Source organism: Nocardia sp. NPDC049220 (assembly GCF_040647855.1).
Lineage (GTDB): Bacteria > Actinomycetota > Actinomycetes > Mycobacteriales > Mycobacteriaceae > Nocardia.
On the sequence record NZ_JBEZDA010000001.1, the window covers coordinates 1481807 to 1502736 of the forward strand.

The 20930-nt window shown below is 66.0% G+C and carries 19 protein-coding genes; 15 read left to right on the forward strand and 4 right to left on the reverse strand.

From position 1 onward, the window contains the following. Window positions 1–12: 12 nt before the first annotated feature. The 7 genes from AB0C34_RS06595 (at window position 13) to AB0C34_RS06625 (ending at window position 6272) form a co-directional block, all read left to right on the forward strand. Window positions 13–723 carry an HAD family phosphatase gene (locus AB0C34_RS06595; protein WP_357068074.1) on the forward strand — a complete coding sequence of 237 codons (711 nt, stop codon included), beginning with the start codon at window positions 13–15 and terminating at the stop codon, window positions 721–723. A gap of 110 nt (window positions 724–833) precedes the next feature. Continuing rightward, window positions 834–1697 carry an arpA protein gene (locus AB0C34_RS06600; protein ID WP_357068076.1) on the forward strand — a complete coding sequence of 288 codons (864 nt, stop codon included), beginning with the start codon at window positions 834–836 and terminating at the stop codon, window positions 1695–1697. Window positions 1698–1741: 44 nt separating this feature from the next. Then, window positions 1742–2578: a class I SAM-dependent methyltransferase gene (locus AB0C34_RS06605; protein ID WP_357068078.1), complete on the forward strand. Its 837-nt coding sequence runs from the start codon at window positions 1742–1744 to the stop codon at window positions 2576–2578. Then, window positions 2575–4389: a choline/carnitine O-acyltransferase gene (locus AB0C34_RS06610; protein ID WP_357068080.1), complete on the forward strand. Its 1815-nt coding sequence runs from the start codon at window positions 2575–2577 to the stop codon at window positions 4387–4389. The genes AB0C34_RS06605 and AB0C34_RS06610 overlap by 4 nt, the downstream gene beginning before the upstream one ends. A gap of 113 nt (window positions 4390–4502) precedes the next feature. Next, the gene (locus AB0C34_RS06615; RefSeq protein WP_357068549.1) at window positions 4503–4784 is read left to right on the forward strand and encodes a phosphoribosyl-ATP diphosphatase; all 282 of its coding nucleotides are present in this window, start codon (window positions 4503–4505) and stop codon (window positions 4782–4784) included. A gap of 43 nt (window positions 4785–4827) precedes the next feature. Continuing rightward, the gene (gene hisG, locus AB0C34_RS06620) at window positions 4828–5679 is read left to right on the forward strand and encodes an ATP phosphoribosyltransferase (RefSeq protein WP_357068082.1); all 852 of its coding nucleotides are present in this window, start codon (window positions 4828–4830) and stop codon (window positions 5677–5679) included. 95 nt (window positions 5680–5774) lie between these two features. Then, window positions 5775–6272 carry a hypothetical protein gene (locus tag AB0C34_RS06625; RefSeq protein WP_357068084.1) on the forward strand — a complete coding sequence of 166 codons (498 nt, stop codon included), beginning with the start codon at window positions 5775–5777 and terminating at the stop codon, window positions 6270–6272. Between the two features lie 10 nt (window positions 6273–6282). On the opposite strand, the gene AB0C34_RS06630 is transcribed toward AB0C34_RS06625, so the two are convergent. After that, entirely contained in the window at window positions 6283–7194 is a 912-nt protein-coding gene (locus tag AB0C34_RS06630) for a RecB family exonuclease (RefSeq protein ID WP_357068086.1), read from the reverse strand. A gap of 75 nt (window positions 7195–7269) precedes the next feature. On the opposite strand from AB0C34_RS06630, the gene AB0C34_RS06635 reads away from it, so the two are divergent. Beyond that, window positions 7270–8103, forward strand: coding sequence for a tRNA (adenine-N1)-methyltransferase (locus AB0C34_RS06635; protein ID WP_357068088.1), 834 nt, complete (start codon window positions 7270–7272; stop codon window positions 8101–8103). Between the two features lie 64 nt (window positions 8104–8167). Here the strand turns inward: AB0C34_RS06635 and AB0C34_RS06640 are convergent, their stop codons facing one another. Then, complete coding sequence (locus AB0C34_RS06640; RefSeq protein WP_357068090.1) at window positions 8168–8674, reverse strand: hypothetical protein; 507 nt, start codon at window positions 8672–8674, stop codon at window positions 8168–8170. A 179-nt stretch (window positions 8675–8853) separates the two neighbouring features. On the opposite strand from AB0C34_RS06640, the gene arc reads away from it, so the two are divergent. The 3 genes from arc (at window position 8854) to AB0C34_RS06655 (ending at window position 12861) form a co-directional block, all read left to right on the forward strand. Beyond that, complete coding sequence (gene arc / locus AB0C34_RS06645) at window positions 8854–10614, forward strand: proteasome ATPase (protein ID WP_357068092.1); 1761 nt, start codon at window positions 8854–8856, stop codon at window positions 10612–10614. Between the two features lie 95 nt (window positions 10615–10709). Continuing rightward, window positions 10710–11327: a TetR/AcrR family transcriptional regulator gene (locus AB0C34_RS06650; RefSeq protein WP_357068094.1), complete on the forward strand. Its 618-nt coding sequence runs from the start codon at window positions 10710–10712 to the stop codon at window positions 11325–11327. Window positions 11328–11337: 10 nt separating this feature from the next. After that, window positions 11338–12861, forward strand: a complete 1524-nt coding sequence (locus AB0C34_RS06655) for a glycosyltransferase family 39 protein (protein ID WP_357068096.1) — start codon at window positions 11338–11340, stop codon at window positions 12859–12861. A 15-nt stretch (window positions 12862–12876) separates the two neighbouring features. On the opposite strand, the gene AB0C34_RS06660 is transcribed toward AB0C34_RS06655, so the two are convergent. Next, window positions 12877–14988: an acyltransferase family protein gene (locus tag AB0C34_RS06660; protein ID WP_357068098.1), complete on the reverse strand. Its 2112-nt coding sequence runs from the start codon at window positions 14986–14988 to the stop codon at window positions 12877–12879. A 206-nt stretch (window positions 14989–15194) separates the two neighbouring features. Here AB0C34_RS06660 and AB0C34_RS06665 point away from each other — a divergent pair, with 206 nt between their 5' ends. Then, window positions 15195–15677 (forward strand): TrkA C-terminal domain-containing protein, encoded by a 483-nt coding sequence (locus AB0C34_RS06665; RefSeq protein WP_357068100.1) that lies wholly within the window; start codon window positions 15195–15197, stop codon window positions 15675–15677. Window positions 15678–15683: 6 nt separating this feature from the next. After that, entirely contained in the window at window positions 15684–16865 is a 1182-nt protein-coding gene (locus AB0C34_RS06670) for a cation:proton antiporter (protein ID WP_357068102.1), read from the forward strand. A 217-nt stretch (window positions 16866–17082) separates the two neighbouring features. Here the strand turns inward: AB0C34_RS06670 and AB0C34_RS06675 are convergent, their stop codons facing one another. Continuing rightward, on the reverse strand, window positions 17083–17814 hold the full coding sequence (locus AB0C34_RS06675; protein WP_357068104.1) for a peptidylprolyl isomerase: 732 nt from the start codon (window positions 17812–17814) through the stop codon (window positions 17083–17085). Between the two features lie 835 nt (window positions 17815–18649). Here AB0C34_RS06675 and AB0C34_RS06680 point away from each other — a divergent pair. Together AB0C34_RS06680 and hydA are read left to right on the forward strand one after the other, a co-directional pair. Then, window positions 18650–19486 carry a nitrilase-related carbon-nitrogen hydrolase gene (locus AB0C34_RS06680; protein ID WP_357068106.1) on the forward strand — a complete coding sequence of 279 codons (837 nt, stop codon included), beginning with the start codon at window positions 18650–18652 and terminating at the stop codon, window positions 19484–19486. A gap of 17 nt (window positions 19487–19503) precedes the next feature. Continuing rightward, complete coding sequence (hydA, locus tag AB0C34_RS06685; protein ID WP_357068108.1) at window positions 19504–20925, forward strand: dihydropyrimidinase; 1422 nt, start codon at window positions 19504–19506, stop codon at window positions 20923–20925. The last annotated feature ends 5 nt before the right edge of the window (window positions 20926–20930 follow it).

Consider the following 20930-nt stretch of genomic DNA (forward strand, 5'->3'; position numbering starts at 1 on the left):
GACGCACCGAACGTGACAGCGCGACTGGCCGGAGTGCTCTGGGATATGGACGGCACGCTGCTCGATTCGGAGAAGTTGTGGGATATCGCGTTGCGCGAGCTGGCGCGGGAACATGGCCGCGAGATGACCGACGCGCTCCGGCACGCGCTGATCGGCGCGTCCGGTCCGGACGCGCTGCGGATAATCTTCACCGGCCTCGACCTCGAGCCCACCCGCGACGCGCTTCGGGCGGCGAGGATGTTCCTGGACCGGAGGGTCACCGAGTTGATGAGCGGACCTATCCCGTGGCGACCCGGTGCGAAGGACGCGCTTGCCATGGTGCGCGCGGCCGGTCTGCCCAGTGCTCTGGTCACCAACACCAAACGGTCGCTCACCGAGTTCGGGCTCGACACTCTCGGTCGTGACTTTTTCGACGTGTCGGTCTGCGGGGATGAAGTGGCGCACGGTAAGCCGAAGCCGGATGTCTACCTGCGCGCTGCCGAGGTGCTCGGTCTGGATCCGCGGCACTGCGTGGCAGTGGAGGATTCGCCGACGGGCGCCCGCGCCGCCGAGGCTGCGGGCTGCACGGTGGTGGTCGTTCCGTGCGAGATTCCGGTTCCGGATGCGCCGGGTCGTGTTTTCCGGGATTCGCTGGTCGGTCTGACTGTCGACTACCTCGACAGCGCGCTGCGGGTGCGCGGCGGAGTCGCTCCCGACGCGACACTCCCGACCTCGGTGTACTGAGAGTTACTGTGCCGCAACGGTAGTGAATGCTGCTGGTAAGTGTGACCGTGATCACCGGCAATCTCTCCGAATCCCGGGCGTGTCGGTGTGTGCTGCACCAAAATGACGCCATGGCAGCGTTGGGCGTACTCGACGAGATCGTAGATACCGGTCGGTATCCCCTGGCGGATTCGGAAAATCCAGGCCGGCACGAGGCGGTGCGCCGTGCGCGTGCCGATCTGGAGGACAGCGGCTGCACCGTCCTCCGCGGATTCATTCGGCCGGAGTTGGCCGAGACCCTACGGGCACAGGGGGAGCGGATCGCTTCCCATGCGCACTATGCGATCGAGCGGGTCAACGCCTATAACATTCCGCTGGATACCGAACTGCCACAGGATCATCCGGGACGGATCGTGCTCGAGCGCGGCAACGCGTTCGTGCCACGCGACCGTATTCCGGCCGACGCGCTGATCCACCGGCTCTACACCGACCAGCGGTTTCAGTGTTTCGTCGCGGACTGCTTCGATCTGCCCGAGTTGCACGAGTTCGCCGATCCTCTCGCGGGACTGTGCCTCAACGTCGTCACGCCGGGAATGTCGCATCCCTGGCATTTCGACACCAACGAATTCACCGTTTCGATGCTGACCCAGCCCGCGGAGTCCGGTGGCGTCTTCGAGTATTGCCCTAACATCCGCACGCCCGAGGCGGAACACCTCGACGACGTACGCGCGGTGCTGACCGGCTCGGGCGACCAACTCGTCAAACGGTTGTCGCTGCGCCCAGGCGACCTGCAATTGTTCCGTGGGAGATTTGCGTTGCACCGCGTCTCACCCGTCATCGGTGCGCGTCAACGCCATTCGGCGATCTTCGCCTACACCGATAGGCCGGGGGTGGTCGGCACAGTGGAACGTACCCGGCAACTGTTCGGCCGCGTGTTACCCGACCACCTGGCCGCTGAGGCCGCCGCTGTCCGGGGCGACCGACTACTCGACTGAGCCCAGCGGCTCGACTGACCGAGCTCGACCCGAGAGGACCGACCGTGCCGGTGCCGTTGCACACAACTGGAAAAGCGTCTTTCGACGAGATCTACGACCGCGCCGATCCACGCGCGTACTACGCGCGTATGTCCGATCTGGACTACCGCATTCCGGAACTGGCAAAGCCGTTCTTCCAACAGCAGATCAGGGAGTACCGCGCCTCTGCCCGAGTGACCGCCCCGACGGTCCTGGACATCGGCTGTTCCTACGGCATCAACGCGGCGCTGCTACGCTTCGACACCACGATGCGTGGGCTGGTCGGTCATTACGACGACCCCGACTCCGACCGCGCTGGTCTCATCCGACGCGACCGAGCCCGTTTGGACGCGCACACCGGCCCGACCGACGTCCGCTTCCTCGGCATGGACGCCTCCCGCCCCGCGCTCGACTACGCGCACGAGGCAGGTCTGCTGCATGAGGTGGTGCACGCCGACTTGGAGTCCGGCGAACCGACCGACGAGCAGCGTGCGGTGCTGGCCACCGCAGACCTGGTGGTGTCCACCGGTTGCGTGGGTTACGTCACCGAGAAGACGCTCGCCCGGGTGGCCACCGCCCATCCGCGCAGGCGGCCCTGGATGGCACACTTTGTGTTGCGCATGTACGACTTCGCTCCGATCGCGGCGGAACTCGCCGCGCTCGGTTACCGCACCGAACAGGCGCCCGGGCTGTACGAGCAACGCAGGTTCGCCTCCGATGCCGAACGGACCCAGGTGTTGAACACCCTGTCCGCCAAGGGGATCGATATCACCGGCCACGAGGATACCGGCTGGCTCTACGCCGCCCTGTATCTGTCCAGGCCGTTGCCGAAACATTACGCCGACACCAAGGATCCGCATTGACCGAACGCACCTTCGCCGCCGACGATCACCTGCCCAGGGTGCCCCTGCCGACGCTGGAGGACAGCTGCGGCCGGTTCCTGCAGTGGTGCGCACCGCTGCTCACCGCTGACGAACTCGCCACCACCACTGCCGCGGTCGAGGACCTGCTGCGTGCCGACGGTCCGGGGCGTACGCTGCACGCGGCACTCGCGGAGTACGACGCGACCCCCGGCGTGGGCAGCTGGCTGGATCTGTTCTGGCCCTCGCGATATCTGGGCAGGCGCGACCGGATCGCGCTGAATGCGAACTTCTTCTTCCTGTTCCGCGATGACACCCCGCTGGGCGTCTCCACCGGAGCGACACAGGTGGACCGCGCGGCCGGGATCATCTCCGCCGCCCTCGCCTACAAACTGGCCCTCGACCGGGAGGCCATCCCGCCGGTGACCCAGCGCGGACAGCGGCTGTCCATGTGGCAGAACAAGTATCTGTTCTCCGAGACCCGCGTCCCCGGAGTGGAGCAGGACACCGTGCGTGCTCCCTACAGCAATGACTGGCCGGGCCATTCTGAGGCCGGGCACATCGTGGTGTTCTTCCGCGGCAGCATGTTCCGGATGGAGGTGATCGGTGCCGACGGTGCGCCGTACTCGCCGGAGGATCTCGCCGATGGGTTGCGCGCGGTACTGAAGGCGGGCGCCCGCCCAGCCCGTACCGATACCGCTGTCGGGCACCTCACCACCAAGGCGCGGGCCGAGTGGGCGGTCAGCAGGCAGAAACTGCTGGCCGAACCGGCGAACGCCGCGGCGCTGGACACCATCGAGACCGCGCTGTTCGCGATCTGTCTCGAGGACTTCACCCCGCGCGACGAGCTGCACGCCTGCGATCAACTGTTGCACGGCGACAGCGCGAACCGGTGGTTCGACAAGGCGGTGTCGTTCATCGTCTTCGGCGACGGTCAGGCCGGCATCAACATCGAACACTGCGGGCTGGACGGTACGACCATTCTGTCGTTCGTCGATACTCTGCTGGAAAGCCCGGTGTCCGAGCACGCCATCCGGTCCGGGGCGCAGGCCCAGGGCCTGCCCGCGATCGAACCGATCGAGTTCGTGCTGGATGCGGCGCAGCGCGGTGACATCGCCGCGGCCGGCGCCGCCTTCGCGCAGTATGCCGTAGCGAACGCGACCGAGACGGTGTCGTTCCCGCACTTCGGCACTCTGCGCGCCAAACAGCTCGGCATCTCGCCGGACGCGTTCGCGCAGCTGAGCTATCAGCTCGCGCACCGCCGCAGCAAGGGGCTCACCGGCGCCACCTACGAGTCCATCGCGACCAGGCAGTACCGCAACGGTCGCACGGAGGCGATGCGGGTGGTCACCCCAGAGATGGTTGCTTTCGTAGACACGATGCAGAGCCGGGACGCCGACGCCGCGGCGAAGCTCGCGGCCGCGCGGACGGCGGCCGCCGCGCATGTCGAGCGGGCCAAGCAATGCCAGGCGGGTGACGCCCCCGAGCAGCACCTGTGGGAGCTGCAGTGGATCCAGCGCCGCCGCGGCGCGGAGTTGGGCGTCACCGCACCGATTCCGCTCTACGACAGCCCCGGCTGGACAATCATGCGCGACGATTACTTGAGCACCAGTTCGGCGCCGTCGGTCAATATCCGCTACTTCGGGTTCGGCTCGACCAGCTCGCGGTGCATCGGCGTCGCCTACGTCTTGCTCCCGGATCGCTGGAACCTCTACCTGGCTACACCGAAGCCGGTCGCCGACCAGATGCACGCGTTCGCGGACCAGCTTCGCACGGCGGTCGCGGACCTGGAGGCGCTGCTGGCCGAAGACTAGCCCGGCGCCACCCGGTCTCCAGCGCCCCGATCGTTGCGATGGTGGGTTCCCCAGGGACCGGGTAGTCGTGGTTATGGCCGGGACGGGCCGGAGCAAAGGGTCCGCACCCGGGTCTGAAACAATGGCTCATCGTGAAGAACTTCGAAACCCTGTTCGCCGAGCTGCAGGATCGTGCGGTCAACCGCCCCGCGGGGTCCGGAACCGTTGCCGCGCTGGACGCCGGCGTGCACACCCAGGGTAAGAAGGTGCTCGAGGAGGCCGGGGAAGTGTGGCTGGCCGCCGAACACGAGAGCGATGAGTCGCTCGCCGAGGAGATCTCCCAGCTGCTGTACTGGGTGCAGGTGCTGATGGTGGGTCGTGGGCTGAAGCTCGAAGACGTGTACCGACATCTGTGACGGCCGTCTGATCCCGTCTCTCCTCCCGAAAGGACTCCACCTCATGCTGCGCGTCGCAGTCCCCAACAAAGGCGCCCTCTCCGAATCCGCGGTTTCGATCCTTGCCGAGGCCGGCTACCGCAAGCGCACCGATTCGCGCGATCTGACTGTCCTCGATCCGGCCAACCAGGTCGAGTTCTTCTTTCTGCGGCCCAAGGACATCGCCATCTATGTCGGCTCCGGCGAACTCGATCTCGGCATCACCGGCCGCGATCTGGCGCTGGATTCCGGCGCACCCGTGCAGGAGCGACTCGCGCTCGGCTTCGGCCGCTCCACCTTCCGCTACGCCGCCCCGGCGGGGCGGGAGTGGAAGGTGGAGGACCTCTCCGACAAGCGGATCGCGACCTCGTACCCGAACCTGGTGTCGAGCGATCTCCGCGGGCGTGGTATAGAGGCCGAGGTGATCCGTCTGGACGGCGCGGTGGAGATCTCCATCCAACTCGGCGTCGCCGACGCCATCGCCGACGTGGTCGGTTCGGGTCGCACCCTGCGCCAGCACAACCTGGTCGCATTCGGCGAGACGCTGTGCGATTCCGAGGGTGTGCTGATCGAGCGCAGTGGCGCCGATCAACGCGACCGCGCGCGCAATCAGTTGGTTGCCCGGGTTCAGGGTGTCGTCTTCGCTCAGCAGTACCTGATGCTGGACTATGACTGTCCGAAGGAACTGCTCGACGCCGCGGTCGAGATCACCCCGGGGCTGGAGTCGCCGACCGTGGCGCCGTTGGCCGACACCGGGTGGGTGGCGGTCCGTGCGCTGGTGCCGCGCAAGTCGGGCAACGAAGTGATGGACCAGCTCGCCGATCTCGGCGCCAAGGCGATTCTGGCCACCGATATCCGCTCCTGCCGGGCATTCTGACCTCCGAGGCATCGGCCACCAAGACCGGAACCCCGAGGCGACAATCCGTTGAGACGCGGTACCAGGACACCTCGGCGTAACTGATCGCGGCAGCGGTGATTGTTCTCCGAAGGTGCTGGGGTGCAGACGGTTTCGCAGAATTACAGCTGAGCACGGTGTCCGGCCTCGGCGGTCGTGACGAATTCGGTTATCGGCCACGGCCTTCGCTGTGCCACGAGTTCGCGGTCTGGTCGTGGTGCGCAGGACAGGCTGCGGAGCGCCTGGTCTCCGGAGTTGTTCAGGCGCGCGACGCGACCGCATCCGGATTCGACGGACCGAAGGTACTCGCCGCCACTGATTCCCTGTGTTCGGTCGAGTATCTCCCACCAGGTCGGGACACTGTCGCAGGTGCCACGGATGTCGACGGCGAGGCGGCCGAAACGCCGGCGTCCACCGTGGGCGCACCGCAGCGGACTGCGACGCCGGGTGGGTGCGCCCTGGTGCGTGCCCTGCTCATCATCGTAGGAGATGGTTGGTATGGCGGTCCTGATCGCGGTGGTCGTGATCATCGCAGCACGCGGCAGCCCACTCGGCTCGAGGCGGGCCCCGACTAGGCGTAGCAGCTCAGTCGGACACTGCGTCGGACAAGGTCTCGTCCGGTGATTCATCGGCACCGCCGGTCGGCCAACCCGGGTAGGGCGGTGGAGTCCCGCCGAACTCCGGGCACAGAGGCTTGTAGTCGCAATAGGAACACAGCCAGCTCGTGGTGGGCTGGAACTCGCCGGTCCGACCCGCGTCCAGGATGGCCGCCCACAGCGCCCCCAGCGTGCGTTCGAAGCGCAGCAATTCCTCCTCGTCGGGCGCGTAGGTGAGGATCTGCTCGTCGGCCAGGTAAACCAGCCGTAGCTGGGCCGGCACGACGCCGCGTGTGCGCAGCAGCACCAGCGCATAGAACTTCAGCTGGAACAGCGCCCGGGTTTCCTGCGTCGGCCCCGGTGCCCGCCCGGTCTTGTAGTCGACCACCCGGAGGGCTCCGGAAGGCGCCGCGTCGATCCGATCGACGAACCCGCGCAACAGCACGCCGTCGTCGAGCTCGACCTCGACCTTGGCCTCCCGAGACTCCGGGTCGAAGCGGGTCGGGTCCTCCAGTCGGTAGTAGCGCTGCACAAGCGCGCGCACTTCGTCGAGAAACGGTTCGAGTTGCTCGTCGGCGATCAACTCGGCCACTTCCGGTCGTTCGGCCCGCACTCGCGCCCAGGCAATCGGCACCAGTCGGTCGGCCCGCTCGGGCAGACGGTCAGCCGAGGGCAGACCATAGAGGTCCTCCAGTACCGCGTGGACCAGCGTGCCGCGCACGGCGTGCCGAGACGGTGGCTCCGCGATCCGATCGATCGCCCGGAACCGGTATTTCAGCGGGCACTGCTTGAAATCCATTGCTCGCGAAGGCGACAGCGCGGGCCGCGATCGCCGTGCCACGGCGTCGGGCGTGGACGCCGGCGCGTTGTCGGCAGGGTGCGTGGATACGGGCGAGCACATACCTGGCAGGCTATCCGGCGGCACCGACACGCCGGTGCGCGACAGCACGGATTCGAACCAGCGGAACGGAGATTCATGACGGCCAGACGGACCGGGCCATTCACCATCGGTGACCGGGTACAGCTGACCGATGCCAAAGGGCGCCTGTACACGGTGGTCTTGGAGCCGGGCAAGGAGTTCCACACCCATCGCGGCGGCATCAAGCACGACAATCTGATCGGCGCCGACGAGGGCAGCGTGGTGCAATCCACCAATGGAACGCCGTATCTGGCGTTGCGCCCGCTGCTGATCGACTACGTGCTGTCCATGCCGCGCGGCGCGGCGGTGATCTATCCGAAGGACGCCGCGCAGATCGTGCACGAGGGCGACATGTTCCCGGGTGCGCGGGTGCTCGAGGCGGGGGCGGGTTCCGGTGCGCTCACGTGCTCGCTGCTACGCGCGGTCGGGCCGCCGGGGCAGGTGGTGTCGTACGAAATCCGCTCTGACCACGCCGAGCATGCCGTCCGCAATGTGGAGACGTTCTTTGGCGAACGTCCGGCTAACTGGTCGCTGACCATTGGCGACGTCGCCGACTACGCGGGGGAGCCGGTCGACCGGGCGGTTCTGGACATGCTCGCGCCGTGGGACGCGCTGCCCGCGGTGTCGAAGGCGCTGCTGCCCGGTGGGGTGCTGATCGTCTACGTCGCGACCGTCACACAGCTGTCCAAGGTCGTGGAGGCGCTGCGCGAGCAGGAATGTTGGACCGAGCCGCGCTCATGGGAGTCGCTGGTCCGGCCGTGGCATGTGGTCGGACTCGCGGTGCGCCCGGAACATCGCATGCAAGGCCACACCGCCTTCCTCGTCAGCGCCCGCAGGCTCGCCGAGGGCACCGTCACCCCCAAACCGCAGCGTAGGCCGTCGAAGGGCTGAGGCCGCCGGGCCAGGCGACCTGCGGCTTCCCGTGCCGCGGTCACCTGCCGAGCGGCCGCGCGGGTCAGGCCGGGACGCAGGGTGCCTGCGCGAAGCCGAGCATCAGGCAGCCGCTCGCGTCCGAGAGCTTCCAGCTACCGTCGACGTTCTCCCAGGACATCGGAATCGGGGGCGGGGCGCCGTGCGGGGAGGTGATGGTCACCTGGGCGTTCGCCGTGTCGCCCTGGGTGGTGATGTCGGCGACCGCGAAAGTCAGCGGATAGTTCTGCAGTCCCGCGTTCATCCGGTCGATGTTCGCGGCGCGTTTTTCGCCGTCGACGATCAGCTTTGTCTTCTCGGCAGTGGCTATCTTCGGGTCGGCCAGCTCGACCAACACCCCCTGCAGCGTCTCGGCGGTCGGTGTGCCAGCCGCATGGTCGCCGTGCTCGTGGGTGCTCGACGCAGCGGCCTTGCCGGAGGGAGAAGTCGTGGCGGAGTCGTCGGAGCCGCAAGCCGCCAGTCCGACGGTCACGGCTGCTGCCGCTGTGACGGCAGCTACGGAAACGCGGAGAGTTCTGGCGGGAAGGAGCATTGTCAGCAACCTTTCGGCTTGGTTGGCGAGGGTACTCGCCGCATAGGGGTTAGGGGAGGCTAACATGGTTGCTCGGCCGCCGATCGCAGCCCAGATGTGATCACGACGAAACAATGTCGGAAAGCGCGAATGGGTCGCGACCGGTAGCGTTGATAGACCGGGACTGGGAGGAGCAGCACATGAGCCCCATCGAGAATTCGGATTCGGCGGCCTGGAGAGAGCTCGAGGCAGTACGCGCCGAGGCGGCTGCACTCCGAAGGCAACTCGCCGATTCGCCGGATCGCTCACGGGAATTGGAAGCCCGCATCGATTCGCTGACCATTCGCAATACCAAGTTGATGGACACCCTGAAGGAGGCTCGCCAGCAACTGGTAGCGCTCCGTGAGGAGGTCGATCGGCTCGGTCAGCCGCCGAGTGGATACGGCATTCTGATCGGTGTATACGACGATCAGACGGTCGACGTGTTCACGTCGGGTCGCAAGATGCGGTTGACCTGTTCACCGAATATCGAGACCTCCACTCTCGAATACGGACAGACCGTACGCTTGAACGAAGCGCTCACGGTCGTCGAGGCCGGGATCTACGACGCGGTCGGCGAGATCGGCACCCTGCGGGAAATTCTCGATGACGGCCGCCGCGCCCTGGTCGTCGGCCACGCCGACGAGGAGCGGGTGGTATGGCTCGCCGGTCCGCTTGCCAAGGTTGCCGAGGTCGATGATCTGGACGACCCCGATTCCCCGATCCGCAAGCTGCGTCCGGGTGACTCGCTCCTGGTGGACACCAAGGCCGGCTTCGCGTTCGAGCGAATTCCCAAGGCCGAGGTCGAAGATCTCGTGCTGGAAGAGGTGCCGGACGTCGACTACGGCGATATCGGTGGTCTCGGTAGGCAGATCGAGCAGATCCGGGACGCGGTGGAGCTTCCTTTCCTGCACAAGGATCTGTTCCGCGAGTACGCGCTGCGTCCGCCGAAGGGTGTGCTGCTCTACGGTCCCCCCGGTTGTGGCAAGACCCTCATCGCCAAGGCAGTGGCCAATTCGCTGGCCAAGAAGATCGCCGAAGCGCGGGGTGAGGACGCCAAGGAAGCGAAGTCCTACTTCCTCAACATCAAGGGCCCCGAGCTGCTGAACAAGTTCGTGGGCGAGACCGAGCGCCACATCCGGATCATCTTCCAGCGGGCCCGCGAGAAGGCGTCCGAGGGCACTCCGGTGATCGTGTTCTTCGATGAGATGGACTCGATCTTCCGCACCCGTGGTTCGGGCGTCTCTTCGGACGTGGAGACCACGGTGGTCCCGCAGTTGTTGTCGGAGATCGATGGCGTCGAGGGCTTGGAGAATGTCATCGTGATCGGCGCGTCCAATCGCGAGGACATGATCGACCCGGCCATCCTGCGGCCCGGACGTCTCGATGTGAAAATCAAGATCGAGCGTCCGGACGCGGAGTCGGCGCAGGACATCTTCTCCAAGTACCTCACCGAGTATTTGCCGTTGCACGACGACGATCTGGCCGAGTTCAGTGGCGACAAGGCAGTGTGCATCCGCGCGATGATCGAACGGGTCGTCGACCGGATGTACGCCGAGAGCGAGGACAACCGCTTCTTGGAGGTGACCTACGCCAATGGCGACAAGGAGGTCCTGTATTTCAAGGACTTCAACTCCGGCGCCATGATCCAGAACATCGTGGACCGCTCCAAGAAGTACGCGATCAAGGCGGTGCTCGACACCGGCAACCCCGGTCTGCGCATCCAGCATCTCTACGATTCGATCGTGGACGAGTTCTCCGAGAACGAGGACTTGCCCAACACCACGAATCCCGATGACTGGGCACGTATCTCGGGTAAGAAGGGTGAGCGGATCGTCTATATCCGCACGCTGGTCACCGGGAAGAATGCCAGCGCGAGCCGCGCCATCGACACCGAATCGAACACCGGCCAGTACCTGTAAGTTTCCATCGACCCCAAAGGGCCGCGTTCTCCGCTGGAGGACGCGGCCCTTCGGCTGTGTCGGAGCTGTGTGACTGATTGTGTTAAAATTTGGCCATGCGGCCAGAAAATAGTACAAGTGGTCGAAAAATCTCATTTATCGAGGAGGCCCGCCGCAGGCAGATCATCGCCTCCGCCGTGGAGGTGATTTCCGAGGTCGGCTACGGCAACGCGTCGTTGGCGCGGATCGCCGAACATGCGGGAATCTCCAAAGGGGTCATCTCCTACCACTTCGCCGGCAAGGACGATCTGATGACGCAGCTGGTGATCCAGCTGTATGTCGCGGCCACGGAATATGTCGCGCCGCGGGTCGGTGCGGCGGTAGGGGCGCGTAACCGTCTGCTGGCGTACATCGACTCGAACGTGGCGTTCATCGCCTCGAACTCCGCTTACGTGACCGCGCTCATCGAAGTGGTGACGAACCTGCGTGACGCGGAAGGTAAGCCGAGATTCGCCTCCGCTGACGGGGAACGCGACATCATCGTGCCCTTGGTCGACATCCTGACCGAAGGCCGGCGCACGGGGGAGTTCGGAGAGTTCGATCCACTGCTGATGGCGAAGTCGATTCGCGATGCCATCGAGGGCGCGGCCGGGCGGGCGGTACGGGAGGCGGATTTCACGCTGGACGCGTACGCAGCGCACTTATGCAGAGTGTTCGACCGGGCGACACGGTAGTGGGGTGGCGATGATTGAGGTTCTGGACTCGGAGCGGCGTGCTGGGGATGCCCGGGGATCGGTGCCCCTTTTCGCCTTCGGCGGCGTCGGCGCGGTGGCGGCGCTCGCCGCGGTGGCGCTGGCGGTCTCGATCGCACGGTACGGATTCTTCGGTGACGAGCTGTATTTCGTCGCCGCCGGGCGCAGACTGGCGGTCAGCTATGCCGACCAAGGGCCGCTGCTGCCCGTGATCTCTCGCCTGATGGATCTCGCAGCCCCGGATTCACTGGTGGCGCAACGACTTCCGGCCGCCGTGATCACCGTGGCCGCGATGGTGATCACCGCGCAGATCACCAGGGAATTCGGCGGAGGCCGTGCAGCGCAGGTTCTTGCCGCGGGCGCGTACGCCACCTCGCCGTTCCTGCTGGTGCAGGGTGATCAGTTGGCTACCAACACGATCGACACGGCGCTGTGGGTGGTGGTGAGCTGGCTGGTCGTCCGCTGGGTTCGCACGCGTCGCGACGGCCTGCTGCTGGCCTCCGGAGCGGTCACAGCACTGGACATGCAGGTCAAGTGGCTGATTCCGTTCTTCTGGATCGCGCTCGTGATCAGCGTGGCCGGCTACGGGCCGCGGGAGCTGCTGCGTCGCCCGATGCTGTGGTGGGGCGCGGCGCTGGTCGTCGTCACCGCGGCGCCCAGCCTGATCTGGCAGTCGACACATGGCTGGCCGCAACTGCGTCTCGGGAGTGTGGTCGCCGCAGAGCAGGCCACGATCGGCGGCCGTTACACGTGGCTGCCGCTGGCACTCGCAGCGGCCGGACTACTCGGCGGTCTCTTGCTGGTCTACGGGATATGGACGCTGTTGCGGTCCGCATCCTGGCGGACCTATCGGTTTCTCGGTGTGCTGCCACTCGTGCTCGCTGTGGCTTTCCTCGTTACCGATGGACGCCCGTACTACGCGGCGGGCTGCTACGCGGCGCTGATCGCGGTGGGTGCGGTGGCCTGGACGAACGGCTGGCGCCGCCCCCGCAAGATCGCGACTGTCGCGCTGGTCGCATTTTCTGCGATGCTGTTGGTGTACGCGCTGCCGCTGCGTCCAGAAGCCGATATCGAGCCGGCCGCCACTCAGGCCGAGGCGGGGCTGGAGATCGCCGTCTACGGCCGTTTCGGTTGGTCGGAACTCGTGGCAGCGACAGCTGATGTCTATCGTGAGCTGCCTGAGTCGGAACGAGCAAGTGTCATCGTGATCGCCGATTCCTACTGGCAAGCGAGCGCATTGGACGTCTATCGCGCACAGTTCGGCCTCCCCGCCGTCTACAGCCCCAACCGGGGGTTCGGTTACTTCGGCACGCCGCCGGACTCGGCCACCACGGTCCTGTGGGTTGGTGGTGACGAGCCGAATGTGCGGCGGCACTGCGCCGACCTGATTCCGGTCGGACATGCGGATGCCCGCCTCGGTTTCCCCGGCGTCACCCGCGATGTCACTATCTGGCGCTGCGCGCAGCCGCGTGCACCGTGGTCCCAAGTGTGGCCGGACCTGCTGCGGATGGGCTGATCAGGTGGTGGCGCCTCACCACCAGCCCAGGATCGAGGACAACTGTCTGCCGAGTTCCGGTGCCAGCGACCGGGAATAGCTGGCGGTCAGATGGTGCTCGTCGTGATAAATCAGAATATTGCCTTCGGTGACCGCGCATACGTCCTGTTCGCACACCGCGTCGCTCAGGTCCAACGGAAACATGTTGGGGAATGAGGCGGCCGACTCCAGCGCCGGATTGACCGTGTTCAAGGCCGCCGCCCGCGGCATGCCGCAGCTGATGCGGTCGCCGTGCTGGGCTAGGCAGTCGATCGCCCGGTACCGGACACCGTCGCGGCGCAGCCACGGAGTGTCACGAATGGCCAGCACGTTGAGTCCGCGTTCGGCCAGTCGATTCCACACGTCCAGATAATCAGCCGGGGTTTCGTCGCCGAGGTCGTCGCGTGGGCGGGTCGCGGTGGTGAACACCCACTCCGGTCGGTCCGCACCGAGGCGATCGATCACCTCGACCGACCAGTCTCGACAGTCCGGAATGGCCTCGCCCTTGTACATCGGCTCCGCGGCCACCGTGAGTGGGCAACCCATCTTGAGATAGACGTCGACGCGGAAGCTGTGCTCGTGCCCTAGGACATCGAGGGCGGGAACCCAGTGCTCGGCGTGCGAACTGCCCACTACCGCCACCGTATGCTCGGCCTTCGCGTCCCCGTAGGAGCAGGTGATCACATCGCGGGTGTCCCAATCTGCGATACAGCCGTCCCGGGCGGGGTACGCGAGGTCGGCGGGCGCCTCGTACACGGTCGGCCGGGTCCGGGCCTTGGGGGTGTGCGCGCCGCCGACCAGCGCTTCCGCACCCGGATAATGGATCGGGTCGAGCGATGCCGTCGCCTTGGGCGGATTCGCCAGCGTCACGACTTGCGCGCCGACTGACACCGTGAGTACCGCGAGGCCCAGTGCCGTGATCACCTGGCCGGTGCGGCGATGGCGGACCAGCGGCTCGATGAGGGATCGTGCGGCCCGTCGGCTCCGCAGCGGTTCCTCGATAAACCGGTTCGTGAGATAGGCCAGTACCAATGCCGCCGCGACGACGCCGAGACCGTCGACGAATCCGGCGGTGGCGGACCGCGCCTCCGCGAGAACGAAGATGAGGACTGGCCAGTGCCACAGGTACAACGCGTAGGCCAATTCGCCGAGGCGGACCGCGGCGGATGTACCCAGTAGCCGGTTGGGTAGCGGCTGCTCGGCCCGGGGGAGATTGTTCCCGGCCACAATCAACGCCACCGCGGCTCCCACCGGGACAAGCGCCGCCGGGCCTGGGAACGCGTCGGCGCCGTTGATCAGCCAGCCGCATGTCAACACCGCGGCCGTGCCGAGTGCAGCCGATAGCGAGCGGACGAAACGTGGCGGGGATAGCCACGGCGCTGCGACCGCGAGCAGCGCTCCGGCCAGTAGTTCCCACGCGCGCGCGACGCTGTCGTAGTAGTTCCAACCTTGATGTACCGAAGTGCCGTGTGCGGCGTAACCGAACGAGGCCACCGCAAGCACGGCGAGGATGATCGCCAGAACCGGCCGGAGTGCTCCGGGGCCGGCCAGACGCCCGGACACTCCCGCTACCAGTGCCACACCCAGCAGCGCGACCAGATAGAACTGCCCTTGTACCGCCATCGACCAGAGGTGTTGCAGCGGGCTCACCGAAGGATCGGCGGCTAGGTAGTCCGACCAGGACAACGCCAGACGCCAATTCTGGTAGTACAGCAGCGATGCCAGCGTCTGCGCGGCGATCTCGGTCCACTGAGTGAAGGGGCGCAACAGGACGGTTGCCGCTGCCACCGCAGCCAACACCGTCACCAGGGCGGGCAGCAGCCTGCGGGCGAGCCTGCGCGCGGTGGGCGCGATCCGCACCGCACGGTGTGACTCCACGCCTCTCAGCAGCGAGCGGGTGAAGAAGAAACCGGTGAGAACCAGGAAGACATCCACGCCGCCCGAGACCCGCCCGAACCAGACGTGGAACGCGACGACCAGCACGATCGCCACTCCACGCAGCCCATCCAGATCGTGCCGGTAGGTGTCCGCGGCTTCGCTAGGCGCTGCCGCGGGCGAGACGACGATGGCCGATCGCCGCAACCGGAATACCGCACGGGCGACCGTCACCGGACCCGCGGCGCGAGGCCGGATCGGCAGAGGGAGGTGACGTCGAAGTGGCGGTTCGATGTACGGGACACGTCACTCTCTTACCATGGGCGGTAAACCCCGGTCCACCTCGCTCAGTCGGAGTGTCGTGCGGAAAAGCGAACCGAATGCGGACAATTCGGTCACCCCATCGCAGGTCGCGGACGCATGATGGCTAGGGTGGGGCGATGAACGTTGAGGTGACACCCCTGCCCGGTATCGGTGTGCGTAAGGACTTCCCGCTGACCAACACACGGCGCCGAATAGGAGTGATCGATCACCGGGACGGCACGATGGACCTGATCGTGAGCAAGGCCGACCACCCCGACGAGACCGAGCAGGTACCGCTGTCGGGCAAGGAGGCGGCCGTGCTGGCCAACCTGCTCGGTGCACCGCAGCTGGTCGAGCAACTGCGTGAGGAACACCGCGAGTTCACCGGACTGACGACCCGTCAGTTATCCATCCCCGACCGGTCCCGCTACGAAGGGCGGATGCTCGGCGAAACCCAGATGCGCACGCGGACGAAAACGTCCATCGTCGCGGTGGTGCGTGGTGGGCAGCCGATTCCTTCGCCGGGGCCGGATTTCACGTTCACCGCTGGTGACGTGCTCGTCATTGTCGGAACCGCGGAGGGCCTGGAGGCCGCCGCCAAGATCCTGTTAGACGGCTGATCGGCGATGGTGGCACAGGAGACGGCACTGGCGCTGGTTCAACTGGGCGCGGTATTTTTCGGCCTCGGCCTGCTCGGTCGGATCGCCGCGCGCATCGGCCTGTCGCCGATCCCGCTGTACCTGGTGGGCGGACTGGTATTCGGCACCGGCGGCCTGGTGGAGCTGCGGCAGGTCGACGAGTTCATTCACTTGGCCAGCGAGATCGGCGTCGTGTTGCTGCTCTTGCTGCTCGGCTTGGAATACACTGCGTCGGAACTGGTCACTGGTATGCGCCGGTCGTGGGCCGCGGGTGTCGTCGACCTCGTGCTCAACGCCACACCGGGCGTGCTGGTTGCCTTCGGGCTCGGCTGGGGCCTCACCGGCGCCATCGCCATGGCCGGCGTCACCTATATCTCGTCCTCGGGCATCGTCGCGAAAGTGCTCAACGATCTGGGCAGGCTCGGCAACCGGGAGACACCGGTGGTGCTGTCCATCCTGGTGTTCGAAGACCTGGTGATGGCGGGTTATCTACCAGTGCTCACCGCCGTGCTGGCCGGTGTCGGCTTTTTCGCCGGATTGAAGACGCTCGCGATCGCGCTGGTCGCGGTGACGGTCGTGCTGATCGTCGCGCTGCGCTACGGCCGCTATGTCTCCGCGATCGTCGACAGCGAGGACCGGGAGATATTTTTGTTGAAATTGCTCGGTTCCGCGTTGTTGGTGGCCGGGGTCGCCTCCGCGGTACAAGTGTCCGCAGCGGTGGGCGCTTTCTTGCTCGGCATCGCGATCTCGGACTCGACCGCGCACAACGCCACCAAGATCCTGGAACCGCTGCGCGACCTGTTCGCCGCGCTGTTCTTCGTGCTGTTCGGCCTGAGTACCGACCCGGTCAGCATTCCGCCGGTGCTGGGCTGGGCGTGCCTGCTTGCGGTTGTGACCACCGCGACCAAGGTCGCCACGGGTTGGTGGGCGGCCAAGCGGGCCGGCGCGGGTCGCTACGGCCGGGCACGCGCAGGCACCGCCCTGGTCGCCCATGGTGAGTTCTCGATCGTCATCGCGGGCCTGGCGGTCTCCGCGGGCGCCGTTCCCGCCGAATTCGCCGCGTTGGCCACCACATATGTACTGCTGATGGCGATCCTCGGCCCGGTTGCCAACCGTGTTGTCGAGCCGGTCGTCGCACTGGTCATTCGCCGCAAGGTCGCGGTGCCCTGACCTGCGGCGAGCCGTCGATCCGGGCCGGTGTCCTGCTCCGGTCCGATGTCCGGTTCGTTCACCACGCGTGATGGTCGGGCGGTTGCGAGGATAAGGCAATCGCGGGCGACGAGGTGCCGTGACAGCGCAGGTCAACTTCTTTGTCGAGCTTCCTGATCCTGGCCGAAACAGCGGTGGCGGCGCTGAATGTGGCGCCGCCACCAGGTACTTCGATCGTTCAGTTGCGTACGGCGGCAACAGAATCGAGGACGATATCGACGGCGGGTTCGCCGTCACCCGAGCCGTCCTTGACGCCTGCGGCGGCGATCGACGCGAGCACGTCCAAGCCCGCGGTGACCCGCCCGAACGGGGTGTAGTTGGGCGGCAACTGGGTGTTCTGGTAGACCAGGAAAAACTGACTGCCGTTGGTGTCGGGGCCTGAGTTGGCCATCGCGACCGTGCCCGCCGGATAGGTGGCGCCCGTCAGGTTCTCGTCGGGGAAGCGATAACCAGGGCCGCCGGTGCCGGTCGCGGTCGGGTCACCACACTGCAGGACGTAGATCCCCTCGGTGGTCATCCGATGGCACTTCGTGTGGTCGAAGTATTGCTCACCGGACAGAAACACGAACGAGTTGACCGTGCGTGGCGCGTGTGCCGCGTCCAAGGCGATCGTCACGGTGCCACAGGTGGTCGTCAGGGTTGCGGTGTATCCGGCACTGCCATCGATTGTCGCCGCAGGTTCGGCGGTCCACTGCTTGCCGTTCGGTTGGCCGGCGGTCGGCGCGGCGCAGGTGGCAGGCGCCTGCTCCCGCAGAGTTCCCGGGTTCGCCGAGACGGCGCCCGCCGCGGACGCCACCAGCGTCGCGCCGACGGCCAAGACGCCGAAGAGCCGCAGCATCCGCCACGGGACGCCGACGCGTTTCACGGGCCGATCGCTGTCGAGTTGTCGCACGTGCACTTCGCTGCTCACCGCTAGAAATCTCCTTCAATCGGGTTGCGCACCGGACGATGCGACGCGAATCATTCCATCTCGCCTCGCCCAGCGTGGCCGTACCGTCCGATTGTCATATAACTCGGCGGAGGACGGGCGGCAGGTGCGGGTGCGGCGCCGATGGTGGGTCGGGCGGCCGGGTGATGACGACGAGTTCTGCGATGAGCCAGTCGATGTCGATATCGATATTGGCAATTCTGCGGGCGAGCGTCGATGTCCGATGCGGGACATCGACGCTCGCGGTGACGAGATCATGGAAGCAACAGCATATTTGGTAGCAGCGTGCGCGAGACCCGCGAGAAACACACCGGTTTCGTGCGAGACGTGCCGAGTCCGGCCGGAGGTGCCGTGCGCGCGAGTAGAACGGCGGAAGAGCGTGCGTGATCGACGGCGCTGACCGCGTTGCGGAGCTGGCTGCGGCGAAGCGTGCGGCGACCGGGGAGTCCACCAGGTCGTGCTCGCCGTCGAACACGGTGAGTGCAGTGAACGGTCGGTTTACCCGGAACCTCGCGCCGAGTTCGGGAAGAACGTCTCGCCCAGGTAGCCGGCTTCGGCATTGTCCGCTCGGTCCCGACCTCGGCGCACCGCACCGTCGAGGTCGGCAGCACGTCGGGGTCGACCCGCCGCGCGGCGGGTGGACGCGAAAAGTGTGGTCGGACGCGGATGAGTCGCTGCTGTGTGAGAGGCGGTGGTGGGGATACAGTGCCGATCCACGTCGGCCGCCAGGTGCGAATCCTGATCAACCCATAATCGAAACTGGTTTCCGCAATCTTGTATCGCAACCGAATCGATTCTCGGTGACGTATAACAAGGCATGGGAATCGTTCGAGCGGCGCTCGTCCAGACGAACTGGACGGGTGATAAAGAGTCCATGATCGCGGCGCACGAGGCCTACGCACGTCAGGCCGCCGCGCAGGGCGCGCAGGTGGTCTGCTTCCAGGAGCTTTTCTACGGTCCGTACTTCTGTCAAAGGCAGGACTCGAAGTTCTACGACTACGCCGAATCCGTGCCGGGGCCGACGACGGAGCGCTTCGCGGCGTTGGCGCAGGAATTGGGCCTTGTTCTGGTGCTGCCGGTCTACGAGCAGGAACAACCCGGTCTGCTCTACAACACCGCGGCGGTCGTCGATGCCGACGGCAGCTATCTCGGCAAGTATCGTAAGCACCACATACCACACGTCGACGGATTTTGGGAGAAGTTCTACTTCCGGCCGGGAAACCTGGGCTGGCCGGTGTTCGACACCGCAGTCGGCAAGATCGGCGTCTATATCTGCTATGACCGACACTTTCCCGAGGGCTGGCGCGCGCTTGGCCTGGCCGGCGCGGAGATCGTGTTCAACCCCTCGGCGACCTCGCGTGGCCTGTCCGGGTATCTGTGGAAGTTGGAACAGCCGGCCGCGGCGGTGGCCAACGAGTATTTCGTCGGCGCGATCAACCGGGTCGGTATCGAGGAGTTCGGCGACGACGATTTCTACGGCACCAGCTATTTCGTCGACCCGGAGGGCAAATTCGTCGGCGATGTCGCCTCGGATACCGGCCCCGAACTGGTGATCCGCGATCTGGACATGGATCTGATCAAGGTGGTTCGTGACCGTTGGGCCTTCTACCGCGATCGCCGCCCCGACGCCTACGGGCCCATGGTGGCCCCCTGAGACAAGGTGGGATCGAGATGACGCGCACATTCATCCATGGCGGCATGGTGGTCTCGGCTACCGGATCGCAGTCGCTCGACGTGCTGGTCGACGGCGAGACCATCGTCGCCGTGCTGCATCCCGGCAGCACGGCGCTCGGTGCGGACCTCGCCGCATCCGCCGAGGTGGTGATCGACGCGACCGGTAAGTACGTGATCCCTGGTGGCGTGGATGGTCACACCCATATGCAGATGCCCTTCGGCGGCACCGAAGCGTCCGATACCTTCGAAACCGGCACCCGCGCCGCCGCCTGGGGCGGCACCACGACCATCGTCGATTTCGTCGTTCAGAAACCAGGGGAGCGGGTCCAGGACACCCTGGGCGTGTGGCACCGGAAAGCTGCGGGTAGGTGCGCGATCGACTACGGCTTCCACCAGATCATCGGCGAGGTCGACGACGAATCCCTGAAGGGGATGAGCGAATTGGTGGCCGAGGGGGTCACGAGTTTCAAACTGTTCATGGCCTACCCAGGCGTCTTCTACTCCACCGACGGCCAGATCCTGCGGGCCATGCAGACCGCCGGTGAGCTGGGCGCGTTGCTGATGATGCACGCCGAGAACGGGATCGCCATCGACGTGCTGGTCGAGCAGGCGCTCGCGCGTGGCGACACCGCTCCGTACTTCCACGGCACGACGAGGCCGTGGCAGATGGAGGAGGAAGCCACCCATCGGGCGATCATGCTGGCTCATCTGACCGGCGCGCCGCTGTATGTCGTGCACGTCTCGGCCAAGCAGGCGCTCGCGCAGATCGCCACCGCTCGCGGCAACGGCCAGAACGTGTTCGGCGAAACCTGTCCGCAATATCTGTACCTGTCACTCGAAGAGCAATTGGGCGCACCGGGTTTCGAGGGCGCGAAGTGGGTGTGCTCGACACCGCTGCGATCCAGGGCGGAAGGGCACCAGGACGAACTGTGGCGTTACCTACGCACCGGCGACGTCACGGCCGTGAGCACCGACCATTGCCCGTTCTGCATGAAGGATCAGAAGGAGCGGGGTCTGGGCGATTTCAGCAAGATTCCCAACGGGATCGGCGGTGTCGAGCATCGAATGGATCTGCTCTTCCAGGGCGTCAAGGCCGGGAAGATCTCGCTGGAGCGCTGGGTGGAGGTCTGCTGCACCGCGCCCGCGCGGATGTTCGGCATGTATCCGCGCAAGGGTGTGATCAGCCCCGGCGCGGACGCCGACATCGTGATCTACGACCCGGCCGGCCATACCAGCATCGGGGTCGGCAAGACCCACCACATGAACATGGACTATTCGGCGTACGAAGGATTCGAGATCGATGGCCACGTCGACACGGTGCTGTCCCGCGGCCGGGTGATCATCGACGCCGGCGCCTACCTCGGTAGCGCGGGGCACGGCCGGTTCGTCAAACGCGAACTATCGCAGAACCTGATCTGACGACG